The organism is Delftia sp. DLF01 (assembly GCF_014852125.1).
Taxonomy (GTDB): Bacteria; Pseudomonadota; Gammaproteobacteria; order Burkholderiales; family Burkholderiaceae_C; genus Comamonas; species Comamonas acidovorans.
Map to the genome: position 1 here is coordinate 1,141,485 of NZ_JACVAZ010000001.1, position 19,092 is coordinate 1,160,576.

Here is a 19,092-nt window from a genome sequence, read left to right on the forward strand (position 1 = left end):
ATGCAGTGGCTGCGCAATGCAGCGGCACTGCTCCTTCTGGTACTGCTGGCAGGCTTTTTACAGACCGCCGCCGCGTCGTCGCAGCATCAGCAGGCTTCTGCCACTGTCCGGAAATCTTCGACCGATGAGCCGGGCATTGCGCGCTTCCTGCGCGATGACAAGGGTGTCAGCATCATCGAATTTTCCGGCAAATACGGTATTGACCTGCCTGCACCCGCCGAAACGGTGGGAAAGGAATTCTTTCGCACGCATGCCGATGTCTATGACTTCCTTGTGGTGTTTTCGAGCTTCGAATACCCCACTGCCTCAGCCGACGGAGAGAACGCGTTGGCTTTTCACCGGGGCGTGCGCAACGACACCGCTGGCATAGGCATCAAGCAATTTGACAACTCACAGGCGTATGGCAGCAAGGGCGTGTTGCAAAGCTATATCGACATGGCAGCGACCTCCCGCTGGACAAGCGCAACGTCCAGTGCCGACTATGAATCCATGTTGTCCACATTCGCGCACGAGATGCAGCACCGATGGGCAAGCCATGTCAAATTCCGGGACTGGAATGGGCAGATCAGCTCTGCCTTGGTAGGGAAGGATGGCTCCCACTGGAGCTATCTGCTGGACAGCCAGGGCTCGGTGCTTTATGGCGCGAGCTGGCGTGACAACGGCGAGGGCTCCTTCACAGCGATTGACACCCAGAGCAGGTACAGCCCGCTGGACTTGTACCTGGCTGGATTGATCGGCAAGGACAAGGTTCCTCCCTTCTTCCTCATCGAAGCGCCCGACGTCGATGGCAACGCCCTGCCTGCCCCGTTGGGAACCACCATTCGGGGCACCAAGCGAATCGTCACGATAGACGACGTCATTGCCGCTGAAGGCCCGCGCATCCCTTCTGCCGACGTATCTCAGAAGACGTTCCGATTCGGCTTCATCTATCTGGTACGGCCTGGGGAAACCATCGATCCCGCAGACCTGGATGTGGTGGCTCAGGCTCGCCGGCAGGTCGGCCTGCGTTACAACGCTCTGACCCATGGCCTGGGCGTGGCCAATGTCTTTGCCGAGCCGCCGCAGACCACCTCTCCGGGTGTCCCCGGCACCACCTTGCCTCCCGATGTGCCGGGCCCCGCCAACCCCGGCAACAATGCAGCCGGACTTTCCTGGCTGAAAGCGCAGCAACGGTCCGACGGCTCCTTCATGGATGCAGCTGGACTTGCGCCGCGTGACACGCTGCTGGCCCGTTCGTTTTTGCGTGCCTCAGACCCCGTCTACAGGGGGCTGGGGCCGGCCGGCGCCTGGATAGCGGCCCGGCCACCGGGCAACACCGATTTTCTGGCCCGCAGGCTGATCGAGAGCACGGCCGGCGAGCGCCGGGCCGAAGATATCTCGGCCCTGCTGGGCACCCGCAACCAAGACGGCGGGTGGGGCCTGGGCGAACGCCTGCGCAGCAATCCGCTGGACACTGCACTGGCGGTCCAGGCCCTGCGCTTGGTCAACGCCGATGAGAGCGTGCTCAGGCCTGCCGTGCAATTGCTGGTGTCTTGGCAGAACCCGGACGGCGGATGGGGCAACGCGGCCGCCAGTCCCAGCCGTGTCCATGTTTCGGCCCAGGTGCTCAAGGCCCTGGCGGGCTTGGCCAGTGCCCAGGCGCCGATCGCCAGCGTGCGGCCTTTTCTCAAGAGCCGGCAAAACACCGACGGCGGCTTTGGCGACGGTGCCAGCTCCATTCACGACACGGCCCATGCGTCCATGGCCATGGCCGCTGCAGGCTTCGGCTCCGAGATCAATCTGTCTGCAGCGCAGCGCTTCGTTGCCGAGAGCCAGCGGATGGACGGGAGCTGGCAGGGCAGCGTCTACAACACCGTGCTGGCGCTGCAAATGCTGCGCAGCGCCGCCAGTGCCAACCTCGCGATCGGCAATCTGCAGGCCTCTTCGCTCCCGATTTTCGATGGGCAGCGGGTGACCCTGTCTGCCAGGGTCGTCAACGCAGGTTCCCTCCAGTCAGAGGCCAGCACGGTCCGCTTCTTTGATGGGGACCCCGCCGCAGGAGGTATCGCCATCGGCGCTCCCATTCCCATCGCGGCCCTGGTAGGTGGAGACGGCACCACTGTTCAAGCCACCTGGAACACGACGTCGCGCGCCGGCCCGCGCACGGTCTTCGCAGTCGTGGATTTCGAACAGGCGACCGCCGACCTGAGCCGGCAGGACAACGTCACCTCGCTGTCGCTGGTGGTGGAGAGCGCCAATCCGCTGGCGGACCTGCTGCTGGGCGATGGCGATGTGCTGGCAACGCCCTCGACGGTGAAGAACCTGCCGGCGACCCTCCAGATCGACGCACTCGTCAGCAATGCCGGCTTGGCCGCCGTGAAACAGGCCAAGGCCGTGCTGTGGAGCGGCACCGGAGCCGACCGCGTGCGCCTTGCAGAGACCGCCTTCGACCTGGCCGCGCGCGCCACGACGGCGTTGCAGTTCAAACCCACGCTGTCCGAGCCGGGGGTAACGGTCTATACCGTGGAGCTGGACCCTGATGGCCTTGTCAAGGAAGCCACGCGCGCCAACAACAGCAGTTCCGTGACGGTCAGGACGGCCGGCGGAGTTTCCCTGGCGGTGAGCAAGGCCGATATCTCCTTGAACCCCAACGCGCCACGGCCCGGTGCGGACGTGGTGTTCACCGCGCGCCTGCGCAACTCCGGCACGCAGGACTCGTCGTCCTTCAATGTGCGCTACGGCATCCAATCGGGCGCGGGCACCACGGTGTTGCTGACCAATGTGGTGCAGATCGCAGCGGGCAGCACCGTGGAGCAGCAGATTCCCTGGCGCGCGGGACCGGGCGGCGACTACAGCTTCATCGTCGAGATGGATCCGGAGAAGGCGAGCGGTGACGGCGACACTTCGGACAACGCTGCGGCGCTGGCCTTCAAGGTGGCTGCGAAGGCAGGCCTGAACCTGGCGGTCAGCTACAGGGATCTGGCGTTCTCACCCAGCCCTGCGCTCGAAGGCTCGGTCATGACGCTGAGTGCGCTCGTGCGCAATGTGGGCGATGTGGACGCCACCGGCCTTGATGTGGAGTTCTTCGACGGCGACCCGGCTGCCGGAGGTATCTCCCTCGGCGCCACGCGCGTGGCTTCCCTGGTTGCAGGCTCCAGCACCACGGCGACCGTGAACTGGGAAGTTCCCAATGCCAGCGAACGCCTGATTTTTGCCGTGGTCGATCCGAAGCGCTCGCAGCCCGAGGAGATCACGCTCGAAGACAACGTGGCCTTCGCGTCGCTGAAGGTGTTGACGCTGCCGGACTTTGCAGTTTCGCAGGGCGCGTTGAGCCTGGCGCCGCCATTGCCCAAGCCGGGCGAGGCCGCCACCCTTGCCGTCACGGTCGCCAATCTGGGCGACCAGGGCGCCCGAAATCTGGTAGTGAGTGCCTTCAACGGAAGCCCTGTCGCAGGTATCCGGCTGGCACCCGATGTGACCGTGCCCACATTGGCTGGAAAGGCTGGCGCCACGGTGCATTTCTCCTTCGACGCCCCGGCCGATGCGGGCCTGGCCTCGATCACGGTGGTCGTGAACTCCGACGCGGCCATCAAGGAACGTGTGAAGGACAACAATACGGCGACCATTTCTCTGGCCACCCAGGTTGGCGACTATGCAGTGTCGGAGGCGTTCATCTCGCCCAATGGGGATGGCGTCAAGGACAGCACGGTGTTCAGCTACCGCCTGCCAGAGGCTATGCCCGTGACCATCCAGGTATCGGACGAACAGTCCCGGTTGTTACGCACTGGCCGACCGGCCGGCACTGCAGCCTCGGGTGCATGGTCCTGGGATGGGCTCGACGATGAGGGCCGGCTGGTACCGGATGGTCGATACGAATTGGTGGTGCGCAATGCAGACGGCCTGGTCCTGGGAGGCGCCACGGTCGAAATCGACACCAACCGAAGTTCCCTGCTTTCGGCCATGGGGACACCGTTGGGCATCAACGCCGGCCTGACCTGCTCCCTGCCCAGAAATGTTCCCGTGGAGTCGATACGCGAAGGCGCGGGTTTCTATCTGAATGTGCCCACCGCGCAGGATGTCGCCATCGACCTGCCTGCCGGCATTTACCGCCAGGACGACTGGGGCCGGGGAATGCACCTGGTGCTTGGTGGCCTGTCCCGGCCGGGCGATGTTTCCAGCGTTCCTTCCGGGTGGCGCTCCTTTGTCGCGGACGAGCAGGGTACGCGCCTTGTGGCATACAACTCGGACTTGGATCATTTGGTTGCGTCCGGCGGGGAGGGGGAGGGGCGCAAACTCATTTCCACCCAGGCTCTGCGCTCCCTGATCGGTCTGTCCCATGACAGCAGCGAGGTGTTCGTCCATTTGGGCGACGGCAACCTGGGCGCAATCCACATCGGCACGGGAGCCGTGCGTGCACTGGGGGCGGAATCTGTTTACGACGTACGACTTTCGCCCGACAGGACACGATTGCTTGCCGAGGCCAGCGCTATCGGCACGCTGTTGGTCAACCTGGTGAACGGCCATGTGAGGGCATTGCCGAATGACCACCGATACTATTGGTCGCCCGATGGGCGCCTGGTGGTGGGCCAGACGCCGACCGAACTGCTGGTGCTGAATGCCGACGGCAACGAATTGCGTCAGGTCAGCCTGGAAAACGTGGTTGGGCAGGAGGCATGGTCCGAGGATTCTGCAGAGCTCTACCTTCCCGTCGCGCCGGACTGCACTGTCTCGGAAGATGGCGCTTCCAGGCGCTGTGCCATCACGATCCGCCGCATTGAAATCGTGTCCGGCCGCGTGACCGATATCCCGCCGTTCGTCGAAACCTTTGACACGGCCAATGGCCGCCCGGGCTCGCTGATCGTGCATTTGGTGGCTGTACCGGGTCGCCATGAAGTGCTTGCCAGCGTGAGCATGGGGGGTGAAATCGGCGTGTCTCGAAGTGTTGTACCAGTCACCGCCAGTGGGGCCGTCGTGCGTGCGCAAAGCGGCCAGGACGCTCCCCGTTACCGCCTGATCGATCTGCGAAGCCCCCATGCGGTTTCCTCCCTGGCTTTCGGCGAAGCGCCGCCCTTCGTCCAGCCTGGATATGAGGGACTCGACCGCAGTGGCGTGAGCCGATTCATCGAATATGGCCGCGGGATACAGTACGAAGCTTGGGACAACCCGGGGCAGTTGTCCTCGTGTGTTCCCTTTGGTGATCGCCAGCCGCGGGACACCTATGTTTTCCGTACCCTTGCCAACCTGCAGACCGACCTCGTTTTGTCGCGGCGCGCCGATGGTGTGTCTGTCAAGGTGCACGGGGGCGTGGCGGACAGGAACTTCGCTCGCTATTGGCTTGACTATGCCAGCGATGATGCGCCTGAGACTTGGCATCCCATCGCCCCGCCCAGCTCCACGCCCCTGTGGGACAAGGATCTCGCCATGTGGGTTTCGCCAGGCGTGGGCCGCTATACCGTGCGGCTGATGGCGGAGGACCGTGCCGGCAACCGCCGACAGAAGCTGCGCCGTGTTGCCATTGCCCAGGCAGGTCCGCCGATTACCAATGTGGTGCGCGAGCCGTCCCATTTCTCGCCCAATGGCGATGGCACCAAGGACGTGATGAGTCTCAGCTACCGGGTCCTGGAGCCCGTGAACCTGGAGTTCAGTGTCTTCAATCGACAGGGTGGCCTGGTTCGGACGTTTTCACGCAACCATCCGGCCGGTAATGTGGATGCCTCCATTGTCTGGGATGGCCGCGACGACAACGGGCAGATTGTGGTGGATGGCGAATACAGAATCCACGTGGTGGGCTTTGATTTTTTTGTCCATCTGGACAACTCGGCACCTGTCATCAATGAATTGAAGAACGAGACACCGTTCTCTGACTGTCTTGGAAGCCGCTGTCGGAGGACGCAATTGAGTTGGGACGTATCTGACGCCTATTTCGACTCGGTGCAGTTGGAGGTGAGTGATAGCATCAATCCCGGACGCTGGAGTCCCTATGTATTGGGCGGCGATAAGCACAAGAAGCAACGCTATGTGCACCTTCTGGCGCTGGCGGAATATGTAGGAAAGCGTTATCGGCTGACCGTCGCCGATCTGGCTGGCAATCGTACGGTTGCGCAGTTTGCGCCTGCCCAGCAGGAATTGCGGTTGATTCTGGCCGGACAGATCCTTGAGCGGGACTTGCAGGAGGGGGAGGTGCCTGCGCCCCCGAATATCCACGGACCAATGTTTGGCGAGCGGGAGTTGACGTTGCGCCCTGCTGCGGGCATTGCACTGATTTTTGCGGAAACACTTGATGATCCGGTGGTGTCCGTGTCTTTGCAGTTCAATGAGGTACAGCTCGCGCAAAAGGGAGAGTGGCTTGAGCAGCCCCATCTGCAGGTGTATCCCATAAAGGATGGTCAGAATGTGCTGGTGGAGACGCGGGGCCCGGAAAACCAAGTCAATCCGATACTGATGCAAGAACGCTCGTCCCTCGAGTCTGACGGGCCCATTCCTCAGAATTATGGTCTTGTAGGTTTCTACAACTCCAGCATCGCTGTGGACAACGGGATGAGCATGCGTCTGAAACTCACCGGAAAAAGCGGGACGCAGTACATCACGAATGAGATCGTTACGAAATCCGGCAACAAGCTTTCAATCAAGGCCACCGGTCTGGATGAGAACATGCTGGGTGGGATTGTCGATCTGACAACAAGCCGGGCGGCCAAAAGGCTGGAGGTCTTTGTCTCCAGCCCGACTGACGCCTATCACGCCATCGAGCGGCGCATCCTGCTGCAGGAACTCAACTCCATTGTTCCGCCCGATACCATCTTTGGATTCCAGCAAAGCGGCCGTTACCTGTCCTGTACTGTTTATAGGGTGCGGGCGCTTGTCACCTTTGACAATGGCAGCACGATGCAGAAGGAAGACCGCATCCAGAATTGTGGTGGTGTCGACTTCCAGATCAGACCGAATTTCGCCTCCTCCTGCGAGGCTGATGCCTCGCACCAGCTGCATGGTGTGGTAAGACCAGTTCCGGCGGGAATTGTCATGACCCCGCTGCTGTCACTGGAGGTCTTTGCCGAAGTTCCCAATGGCGGGCGGCGACTGGTTTTCAATGTGGTCAATCCACGGTACCAGGACTATGAATTCACCTTTGACCACGGCGGCCTGCCGGAGGGGCCGGCGGTCTTTACGGGAATCACGACGGACCGCGATGGTGTGAAACGGTCTGGTTCGTTCAGAGCCCCCGTGGACCACTCCCCCGCTGCATTGCGCATTACCTATCCGCAGGAAAACCAGCGTGTCTGCGCGGTTCCTGAATTGCACCCAGCCGGCCAGGACAGGGAAGACAAGATAGTCAACGCCCTGCGGCCCCAAGTGGAAATCGATGATGCCGCCGGTTTTGACTACCTGCAGGAGTTCCGCCTGGGTGATGATGAAAATGCACCCTGGCAGCCTGTTGACGGAGCATTGCCCAGCATTTATGGGCCGGACCCCCGTGATTGGAAAGGGGAGGGGGCAAAAATGCCGTATGTCTCGCAGGAATTTGCCACTTCATCCAAGAAATCGCGTCCATACATGAGCGGCAAGCGCCTTGCCGGCGCACTGGGGCCGATCGTGAATATTTCCGGTCAGGTGACAAGCCGAGTGACGGTCTTTGACTGGTCTGGCGCACAGTCTTGCCGGCAGGTCAGGTTCTATCTGGACGGAACGCTGGAGGCCGGTCCGGCATCCGTGGACAAGCGGCTGTTTGCGCCAGGCACGGCCAGCACTCTCGATTCGATGATCCTGACCATCCAGCCTCTGGAGCCCATGGCTGTGACTGTCGTGGTGCGCCGTGTGGTGCAGGGCAAGCTGGTGCCCATGGGGAGCGGCGGGCTGGTACGGCACCTGACCAACAGGCTGTCGGTGTCCGCCGGTGCCCGTGACATTGTCTGGGATGGGCGCAACGATGCGGGCCAGTACGTGGAAGATGGCTACTACACCTTCGACGTCACTTACGAGGATGGCTGTGGCAACCTGAAAGCACCGAATCCCGACAACGAATTGAATCCGGTGCGCCGCAGCCTGCAGGTCGAGGTGGACAGGACAGCGCCCGCGCTGCTGCTGGACAAGCCATTGGCCGGGGAGGTCACGCAGTCGTTCCTGGACATTGTCGGCAGTGCCACTGACAAGAACCTGCAGCAGTGGATTCTGGACTACAGCCAGGGCGACGTGTGGACCGCGCTGGCCTCGCAGACCTCGGGAGTCGATCTGCGCAAGCTCGCAGCGCTGGATGCCAGTTCGCTGGAGGGCGTGGTCACGCTGCGCCTGCGGGCTTTCGACCGGGCGGAACTGAGCTCTGAACTCACCCGAGACCTGAGGCTCAAGGCCCCCGTGGCACTGATCCGCAAGTTCTCAGTGACACCCAGCACTTTCTCCCCCAATGGAGATGGCCGGCTGGACAGCGTGCGCGTGACCTATGACGTGCTGCAGCCGGCGTTTGTCGATCTGACAATCCGGCGAGGTGCTTTGGTCGTGCGCCGTCTGGTGTCCCAGTCCCTGGCATCTCCCGGCGAAACCGTGGTGATCTGGGATGGTCTCAATGACGCGCTCGCACCCGCTCCCGACGCGGAGTACACGGTGGAGATCCGGGCCACTTCCCGCGCCGACCAGACCAACGTCCAGAAGGAGGAAAGTGCGGTGCTGCTGGACGCCACGCCACCGCTGTTCACGCTGGATTCGGTACTGGGCGAATTCATGCCTGGAAATGCTGGACTTGTGGGCTCCGTGTCCGACAGGATGCTGCGTGACTATCAGATCTTCGTCGAGGGCCCGCTGCCATCGACCAAGCGGGCATTGATGGCCGAGGGGTCCGAGGTCCTGGTCAAGTCTGCGCTGGGCAGCCTTCAGCAACTGGGCCTGGATGACGCCCGCTATCGCCTCAAGGTCATCGCCAGCGACGAGGCAGAGAATGCCTCCAGCTACCAGTCTGCAGAATTCGAGCTGGACTCGAAGCTCCCCGAGGTCTCGTTTTCCAGTCCGGCACCGGGCACCTTTGTCAGCCGGGTGCGGCCGGCAGATGTGGCCGGCCTGGTGGCCGACCACAATCTGGCGAGTGCGCAACTGATGATCAATGGACACGCCGTTCAAGCCGTGCCCGTCGTGTCCTCGCCGGCAGCCCTGTCCCTGGCCTTCGATGGTGCTGCCCTGCAGGACGGCCGCTACAGCATGCAGCTGGTAGGCACCGACAAGGCCGGCAATGTGGGCCAGGCCACCGTCAGTATCAATGTCGACCAAACGCCGCCTGTGGCGCAGATCACCGCGCCCGTGGCCCATGCCGCCATCGGCACGATGGTGCCGGTGGTGGGTACGGCCAGCGATGAGCATATGGACTCGTGGACGCTGGAGCTGGGCAGCGGTGTTGGCGAGACGCTGGACGCTCTTACAGTCATAGGCCGCGGGACGGCCAATGTGGTCAATGGGGAACTCGCCAGATTGGTGGGCCTGCCGCCCGACGGACCGGCCACTTTGCGTCTGACGGTGCTGGACAAGGCCGGCAATGCCTCCAGGTTCGATGTGCCGCTGCAGATTGATGCCATGCCGCCCCGGCCGCCGATATTGTCGGGGCGGCGCGAGCAGCGCAGCGATGTCCGTCTGGGCTGGCTGCCGAACAACGATGTGGCGCGCATCGTGGGCTACCGCATCTATCGCAACGGCCAGAAGCTCAATGAGCAACCCTGGACGGGCACCGAGTATCTGGATGCCGGCCTGATCGACGGAGACCATGCCTACACCGTGACCGCGCTTTCCCGCAGCGGCGTGGAAAGCGCGCACTCCAATGTGGTCCAGGTCCGCATCAAGGCTTCGGGCCCCTGGGCGCATATCAGCAAGCCTGCGACCGAATCGGCAGTGGGTGGTCTGCTGTCCATCGAGGGCAGCGCCTATGCGCTGACCAACTTCCTGGCATACCAGGTCTCAGTCGGAGAGGGGGCATCGCCCAAGGAATGGAAAGTACTGCGCACCTCCGCACTGCCGGTGCAAGGCGATGTGCTGGCCAACTGGCCCACTGCCGGCTTGCCGGAGGGCGCCGTCTACACCATCCGGCTCGAGGCCCAGGACACCGAAGGCGGCCTGTCAAGCGCCCAGGTGCGGGTGCTCGTGGACAACCTGCCGCCGGCCAAGCCCTTGGGGCTGCGCGCGCAGCTGTCCGGCACGCAGGATGTAAGCCTGACCTGGACGGCCAGCACGGAGCCCGATCTTGCAGGCTACCTGCTGTACCGCAACGGGCAGCTGGTGAATCAGTCCGACCCTGGCGACAACGCCATCCGTCCCTATCTGATCAATGCAACGAGCTATCTGGACAAGGCCTTGCCCGATGGCACCTTCGTCTACACCGTGGTGGCCGCCGACAAGGCGGACAACCTGAGCAGCCGCTCCGATCCGGCCAGCGTGACGGTGGACAACCGGCCGCCCAAGGCAGTCATCGTTCAGCCTTCCAATGGCGCAAACGTCGATGGTGTGACCTATGTGCGCGCAGAAAGCCCGGATTCGGACATCGCCTCCGTGCGGTTCGAGTACAAGGCCGACGCCGATGCCAGCTGGACATTGATTGGCACCTCCAGCACAAAGGCCCCCTACAGCCTGAATTGGGACACCAAGGCGCTGAAGCCTGGCCGCTACCAGTTGCGTGCCGTGGCCACGGACCTTGGCGGCCGCACCGATCCCGCGCCTGCAGCCATCAGCGTGGTCCGCAAGAATCTGCAAAGACCCATGCCGGCCACCGACCTCATCGCGCAAGTGGATGGTGGCGAGGTGTCCTTGCACTGGACAGCCAGCCCGAGCAGCAGCGTGCGGGGCTACCATGTCCAGCGCATCGATGCGGCAGGTGACGTCACCCGTGTGACGACCGCTCCCGTCGTAGCCACGCAGCTGGTGGACGCAGGCCGACCCGATGGCCGCCATGGCTACCAGGTGTTGACCGTGGATCAGGACGACAACGAGTCCGATCCCTCGTCCGAAGCGAAGGCCTGGGTCTATACCACCGCGCTCAAGCAGCCATACACCCCCCTGGCATTGGCGGCGACCCCTCTGCGGGGCCAGGGACCTGATGCCGTGCGCGCCGTCGCGGTGACAAGCATGCCGGAGACCGGCACACCCGCGACGCTGTCTCTTTCCCCGGATGCCGGGGGCGCATTCCAGGCGGATGCCGTGTCATTGGCCATGGGCGCCAACATCATCACGGCGCGCCAGACCGACGAAGCCGGCAATCGCAGCCGGGCTGGCCAGGTGCGTGTGGCGCGAGGAGAACTGCCGGCAGCCCCCGGACAGTTGCAGGCCGTGGCGTCCGGCGGCGTGCTGCGCGCCACCTGGTCCGCCAGCAGCAGCGCTGACGTGACGGGCTATGTGGTTCGTGTGGACGGCAAGCCCGATCCCAGGCCGTTTGATTTCGTTGCCGCTGTGGCCAGTACCGAGGAAGGCAGCTACGCCCGGGCCGGCCGGGCCATCGATGGCAATGACGACACGGCCTGGCTGCCCGACGAGCAAGACCCGGCACCCTGGATTGAGCTTTCGGCGGCACGCAAGGAGCTTGTGCACGAGCTGTCCATTGTGTGGAGTACCTACATGGCGCCTCCGGCCAGCTATGCCGTCGAGGCCTGGGATGGATTTGTCTGGGTGCCGCTCAAGCAGGACAACACCAATCAAGAGAAAAGTCTGCAGCTCGTGCTGGATCCGCCCTATCTCACGGAGCGCATTCGCATATCTCTGGGTGCGGCTGCCGATGGCGTTGCGGCGCGGCGGGTCGGCGAGGTGCGAGGCAGGTCGCTGGCCGTGCTGGGCGGCACCGAGGCCGATGTCGCGGTGCCAGGCGGTCGCCACACGGTTTCCGTGCAGGCATTGAGCCAGCTGGGCCTGCTGGGGATGGCGGCCAACGCCAGCCCTGCAGGTATCGGCGACGTCACGCCACCGCCTCCCGTGCAAGCCCGTGTCGAAGTGGACGGGGCCATGGCCACGGTGGGCTGGACCGAAAGCGCCGCGGATGACCTGGCCTCCTATGAGGTGCTGCGCGACGGCGTGGTGATTGCCACTGTGGCCGCCACCAAGCCAAGGTTGCATGTGGATGGCCCTCTGGCCAATGGCTCCTATGCCTATGCCGTGCGTCCGGTGGATGTCGTCGGCAATGTGGGCGATCTGTCCAATGAGGCCGTGGCGCAGATTGCTTCCGTGCGTCCAGGCGCACCCCTGCAACTAGCGCTGGTGGCGCCTGCTGCCGGTGCTGAACTGCGGCTGTCCTGGCAGGCGCCAGCGCCTGCGGGCGGCACGGCATCCTATGTGCTGTACCGCGCCGCTGTAGCGGGAGGACCCTACAGCGAGATCGCCAGGACGGATGCCCGGACCCTGGCCTATTCCGACCATGAGGTGGTCAACGGAGTGCGGTACTACTACGTGGTCCGATCGCGGGATGCGGCTGGCAACGAGGGGGATTCTTCCAACGAAGTGGATGGCGTGGCGCTTGATCGCATGGGGCCTTCTGCTTCCCTGATCTTTCATCCCACCGACAGCGCCCATCCTCTTGTGGTGTCGCAGTCGAGCACGGCCGTGCGTGTCTTCAGCGAGCCTGGGGCAAGGGTGCAACTGAGCCGCGATAGTGTCGTCCTGGCATCGGCCAGTGCCCTCGCAGGCCTGCGCAAGACACGGGTGTTCGATCGCCCGCAGTCCATGGCGCTGGCTTCCAGTGCGGACCTTGTGGCAAAGACATCCTTCGACGGACTGAGCATCCTCCATGTACAGCCATTGCTTGATGGCAGTGCAACACCAGCCACCCTGTACAAGTTGCCGGGCGTTGGCATGGGAGGCATCCCCGTGTGGTCACCTGATGCCTCCCAGTTGCTTGTACAGGGCGCTGGCGGCACGGTCCATCTTGTGCAAGTGGCTGATGGCAGTGTTTCGGACCCAGGGCTGGATGGCTCTGTCCGCATGCTGGACTGGCATCCTGATGGCAAGCGCTGGCTTGGTATGACGAACGGTGGTGGAGAACTGGTGGAGGTGCCGATGGGCGCTGGAGCCAGCCGTACCGTGGCGCGTGCATCCCGATGGTTCAGCAACTTCGCGATTGCTCCCGACGGGCTGCATGTGGCGGCCGTCGATGGCGGGCAACTCGTCCTGCTGTCACTGCCGGACGGGCATGTCCTTGCGCAGTCCCAGCCGGGAGCAGACGACTACGAGCCGCTGCAATGGTCGTCGGATGGGCAGTCTGTCTATTTCCTTGCCAGGCAAGGCGATGCGCAGGCCTACCAGGTGCATCTCCAGCAGGTGGGCCAGGCGGCGCCTGTCGTGGTGACGGCCCATGAAGAGGGTGTGGACCACTTCTCCTTGTCTCCCACCGATGTGCTTGCCTTTGTGCGTGGCACTCAGCTTCATATCGTGGACGCCGCCGGTGCGGCACCGCGGTCCATCGACATGGGCATCTATCCCGAAAGCATGGCGTGGGCCCGCTCGGGGCTGCTGTTCGTCACGGACTCGGATGGCGTCACATCCCTGGCATTGCCTGGAACGGCACTGTTCCCGCCCATCGCACTGCGAGCCGGCAGGAATCTGCTGGTCGCGCAGGCCACGGACCTTGAGGGAAATGCCGGAGCGCAGTCCGCTGCCATCAGCGTGACCTATGACGCCCAGGCAGCCGCCTTGCCCGATTTTTCCGTGCAGGTCGCCGATGTCACGGTGCTGCCCCAGATCCCCAGGGCGGGCGAGGCAAGCCGTGTCACTGTGGTGGTGAACAACGTGGGCATCGCCGACGCGCCTGGTGCCCGTGTGCGCATGCTGGCCACCTCGCCTGGCGGAGCGCGCGTCGAGCTGCTGAGCACCCGCACCACGGCCATGGCGGCGGGCGGCAGCCAGATACTGCGAACCGATGCCGTTTTCGACACGGCAGGCAATTGGTCGCTGAGCATCGCAGTTGACGCTGATGACGAGGTGCAGGAAGTCTCCGAGGACAACAACGTGCTGGTGCTGCCAGTGCGCGTCGTGGGTGCGGCTGCCGCACGTACCGTAGCGGTGGGTGTCTTCAGTCCTGCCTATTCCGTGGGGGCTGTGCTGAACGGCAGCGTCACACTCTTCAACGGCGGTGCGGACATCTCGGGACAACTTCAGCTGGGCATCGAAGACGCCCAGGGGCATGCCGTTGCCACGCTGCCGGCGCAAGCCCAGTCCCTGCTGCCTTACGGACAAGGCCGGAGCGTGGACTTCAACTGGAGCGTTCCAGCCATCTTCGACGGCCCGTACAAGGTGCGCGCATCCTGGATGGATGGCCCGGTCGTGCTGGCCCAGGCAACAGCGCCTTTCCTGGTCAAGCCCCATGTTCGGATCGAGGCCAAAGTCCGCAGTGACAGCGTCACCTATACGCCCGGCACCGTGGCGCGCATCATGGCGCAGGTCGATCCTGCGGGTTCCTCCCCGACCCTTGGCAAGGCGCAGTCCTTCGTCCGCGTGCTCGACCCTGCTGGCAAGGCCGTGTTGGAGACCTCGGACGAAGTCGGTCTTGTCGCGGTCACCCAGATGGCCAGTACGCTGGATACGGCCGGCCTTGCCCAAGGCGCCTACACGGCCGATCTGTGGGTCGTGTTCGAGGGGCGGGAAGTCGCGCGCAGCAACACCACATTCGACATCGTGGCGGTCACCCATCCGGTGGCCTCGCTGACTGGCAACATCGTGCTGGACCGTGACAGGCTGCCGTACACGGGCAGCATTGCCGGCACGGCCATCCTGACCAACAGCGGGCAGACCGATCTGGGCGACCTGCAGTACGAGGTGGTTGTGCTGGAGCCCCGCTCGAACACGGTGCTTGCGCGCTCGTCGCACGGCGTTGCCTCCTTGGCGCGTGGTGCCGAAACGCGCTCGGCTTTCAGCTTTTCCGCGCAGGGCATGCCTATCGGCGCGCTGTGGATCCAGTTGCGCACCTCGTTGGCACCTGCGCCTGGAGCGGGGCGGATGTCCCTTGCCAGCGCATCGGAGCCGCATTTGCTCAGGCAGCGTGAAGTGGCGGTGTTCGAGCTCGATCCACCGACGGTCCTGATCAGGCAGCCTGTGCAGGGCGCCCATCTGCGCGCGGCGCAATCGGTGCAGGTTGCGGCAACGGATCTGCTGTCCGGTGTGCGCACGGTCGAGTTCCAGGTCGATGGTGGCGGCTGGCAGGCAACGACACTGTCGGACCCGGTCAGCTCTAGCTATGTGGGGGTATTGCCATCCCTGGCAGACGGAGCACACCAGCTCGCAGCGCGTGCCACCGACCATTCCGGCAACGTATCGCAGCCCGTGCAGCGCAGCTTTGTTCTGGACAGCCAGCCTCCGGTGATCGCCATCTCAGGTGTCGCCGAAAACGTGTACGCGAACCCCGTGACGCCCACCATCGTGGTGACAGATCCGAATCTGTCCGTGGCGCAGATCCGACTCGATGGTTCGACCTTTGCATCGGGCACGCGCATCAGCGACACGGGCTCCCATGTGCTCCAGGTGGATGCCATCGACCTGGCGGGCAACACCGCCAGCCGGACGGTGCGCTTCAGCATCCAGTCCACTGCCGGTGACACCACGGCACCTGTGATCGACATCAGGACACCGCTGGCCGGCGCCTACCTGCGCCGCGCCACTACCGGCCTAACCGTAGCCATCGTGGACGCGGAATCCGCTGTGGCAGAGGCGCAGTTCAGCATCGATGGCGAAGCCTTCGCGCCCCTGGCCGTCGATACCAGCCAGAACGATGCCAACCTGTATGCGGCCTCGCTGGACGTGCTGGCCGATGGCGTGCACAGCGTCGTCGTCCGTGCCCGGGATACGCAGGGCAACGAGGCCACCACCGATGCGCGCAGCTTCACCGTGGACAACACGCCTCCCGTGATCACCATCTCCGGTGTCGCCGCAGGGCAGTACGCTGCAGCGGTGACGCCTGTGATCGGCATCACCGATCTGGCACTGCTGGGCAGCTCCATCACCCTCAATGGTTCTGCGTACGCCAGCGGCACGCCTGTGGCCGCCAATGGCGACTACACCCTGAGTGTCGAGGCCGTGGACAAGGCGGGCAACGGCGCCACGGCCTCGCTGCAGTTCTCCATCCGCCTGCCCGTGGCCGACACCACGCCGCCTGCCGTCTTCATCGAAAAGCCGGCCGAGGGTGCGCACGTGCGCCGTGCAGGGTTACTGAGCGTTGCGGCCACGGACAGCGGCTCCGGCGTGTCTTCGGTGGAGTACAGGTTGGACGGACAGCAACAATGGAGCAGCCTGGCCCTGTCGCCCACCACCGGCAAGCACACGCTGGACGTGGGCGGACAGCCCGATGGCGCACACGCCGCATCGGTGCGTGCCACCGACAACGCCGGCAACGTTTCGGACGTGCAGGTGCGCCGCTTCACCGTGGACAACACGGCGCCCCAGGTGGTTGTCACGGGCGTGGCTGAGGATGGCCGGTATATCGGCTCCGCCAGCGCCGCTATCGCGATCAGCGACACCCACCTGGCCAACAGCTCCATCATGCTCAATGGGCAGCCCTACGTATCCGGCAGCCCCGTCGGCACGCCCGGCACCTATGTCCTGACCGCCGCAGCGCGCGATATCGCGGGGAATGAAACCGTCGTGACGGTCAGGTTCCAGGTGACAGCAGGCAGTGGGGTCACGCCTGCTGTCACCATCACGGCGCCAGCGGCCAATGCCGTGGTCCGATCCGGCGTGCCTGTGCTGGCCACGGTCGTGCCTGCCGCGAATATCAGCCGCCTGGAGATGGCCGTTGCTGCCGGTGCTTCCTACACCGCCATGGCATCGCGTGGCGGTGGCGCCCATGAAACGGTTCTTGCCCAACTGGCCGATGGCCCTGTCCTGCTGCGCGTGCGGGCTGTCGACAGCCAGGGCGTCAGCCATCCCGACGTGGTCCGCACGGTGACGGTGGACAACACGCCGCCTGCCATCGAGCAACTCAGCGTGGCCGATGGCGGCCGCTATCCCGCCGGCCAGACCATCTCGTTCAAGGTCGTGGACGCGCACCTGGAAAGCGTTGCCAGCACCCTGGACGGGCAGCCGTTCAGCCAGGGCCAGCGCGTGGGCCGTCCGGGCTCCCATGTGCTGCAGATCACCGCCCGCGACCGTGCAGGCAACCAGGCACAGCGCACCGTCGTTTTCACGGTCCTCGGCACCGCAGTGCAGGAGCCTGTTGCGGTGCCTGCTTGGCCCTCCGACCGGGCCATGCTGGTCCTGATGTGCCTGGCCATGACATTCGTTGCCCATCGCGCTCTCGGAAAAATACGAAAAAAATGATGTCTTCAGCTTCCTTCTGCACCCGTGTCAAGACCTCGGCCTGGCTGCGCCACCTGTGTGTCGTCATGGCTCTGGCCACTTTGTTCCCGGAGAGCGCGCCGGCCCGGGCTGCGGAGCCATCGACCCCTGCGCCCGTGACGCAGGAGGACGTGATCAACGCCATCTCGGCAGGCCGCGATGCCTGGGCCCTGCTGCGCAGCGTGGACAACCGGTCTGGTGGCGGCATTGCCGCGCGCAACACCACGGGAAAGCAACTGGCCCAGGCCTTGGGGGGCATGGCCGATGCCGTGGCCACCGGGGATGTCGCCCGCATCCGGCAGGCCCATGAGCGCGTTCGTGCGAGTGCCATGCTGGCTCAGGAAGACAGCCTGGACCTCAAGGGCCGGCTTGCCGATCCGTCGCTGCCCGCAGCCTTTGAAGCGCGCCGTGCTTCCGTGCAGGCGCAGATCGACCAACTGCTGCAGAAACTGGCCGCCGCCATGCTAGGGCTGGATGGCGACAAGCAGCAAAAAGCACAGGCCATGGGGGCGCTGCGCGAGGCGCTTCAGGCGACCAGCCACGCTCAAGTCAATGCTCCGGTACTTCGCGCTGCGATGCTGCCCGTGCGGCCGCTGGGCCTGGCTGTGCGCGCGCCGGTGAGTGCCCCGGCCATCCTGCCCAGCTACGAGGCAGGGCAGGAGATTGCCGCCGTGCCGGAGGACGTGGCCGATGCACCGGAAGCACCGCTGAGCGAGGAAATACTCGCCAAGGCCAAGGAACTCGGCTACGACTATGTCCGCATCTACGAGTACGTGCGCAACGGCATTCGCAGCGAGTGGTACAGCGGCAGCACCAAGGGTGCCCTGGGTACCTTGCGCACGGGCGCGGGCAATGCAGTGGACCAGGCCTCGCTGCTGATCGCCATGCTGCGTGCCGCAGGTGCGCCCGCCCGCTATGTGCAGGGCGTGGCCGAGATCGGCGTGGACGGCATTGCCAGCGCCGCCGGCCTGGGCGATCCCGGCCAGGTGCCTGAAATGCTGGCCAAGGCCGGCATTGCCTACTCGCCCGTTGTGCAGGGTGGGCGCGTTGCGATGGTTCGCATCGAACATACCTGGGTGGCCGTGCAGGTCCCCTACACCAACTATCGCGGCATCGTGCTCGATGCCTCCGGCAAGACCTGGTTGCCGCTGGATGTGTTCCACAAGGCCCTGCAGCCCAAATCCGCCAGCGTGGGCCTGGCAGGTCTGGGCCTGGATCTCCAGGAGCTTGCCAGCCAGTACCGCTCCAAGGTGCAGGCGGTGGACTTCGGCACCTTCATGCGCGAGCGCGTCGATGCGGCACTGCAACTGAAATCCTCCAGCTACGAGGCCGCCGTGGCGCCTGCGCCCATCAGGCTCCAGACGCTGGGCTTGCTGCCCAACACCTTGGCCTTCACGGTGGTGGCCACCACGGCGGAATCCTCTGCGTTGCCAAGCGCGGTTCGTTCCACGGCCCGCCTGCGCCTGTTCAATGACGCTGCGGGAGCCGGGGAGGCCGGCCTGGATATCAGCCTGCCCGTACACGACCTGTTCAACCAGCGTGCCACCATCAACTACATCCCGGCAGAGCTGGCTGACCATCGCGCCATTTTGTTGGCAGGCGGCCTGGACCTGGCGCCGGTCTACCTCTATCAGCTGCGCCCGGAACTGCGTCTGGACGGCTACCAGCACAAGGTGGGCCTGACCCCCCTGGCGGGCGGCAGCCAGGTCAAGTTCCGCCTGGATATCCAGACACCGGCGAACACGCAGACCGTGGAGCAGAACTTCCTCGTCGGTGCCTATCACGCCATCGGCGTGGGGCAGTCCGGAGTGGCCCGCAGATCCGCACCTTCGGCGCGCGATGGCG

2 protein-coding genes (1 of these 2 cut by a window edge) are annotated in these 19,092 nt (G+C 64.4%); both read left to right on the top strand.

Features of this window, described 5'->3' with window-relative positions:
• Entirely contained in the window at positions 1 to 17,229 is a 17,229-nt protein-coding gene (locus IB269_RS05020) for a CARDB domain-containing protein (RefSeq protein ID WP_225613957.1), read from the top strand.
• On the top strand, positions 17,229 to 19,092 hold the beginning of the coding sequence (locus IB269_RS05025) for an RHS repeat-associated core domain-containing protein (protein WP_192366537.1). It continues 8,963 nt past the right edge of the window; the window shows 1,864 of its 10,827 coding nt (coding positions 1-1,864); the start codon lies at positions 17,229 to 17,231; its stop codon lies beyond the right edge, outside the window. Before IB269_RS05020 ends, IB269_RS05025 begins: the two co-directional genes overlap by 1 nt.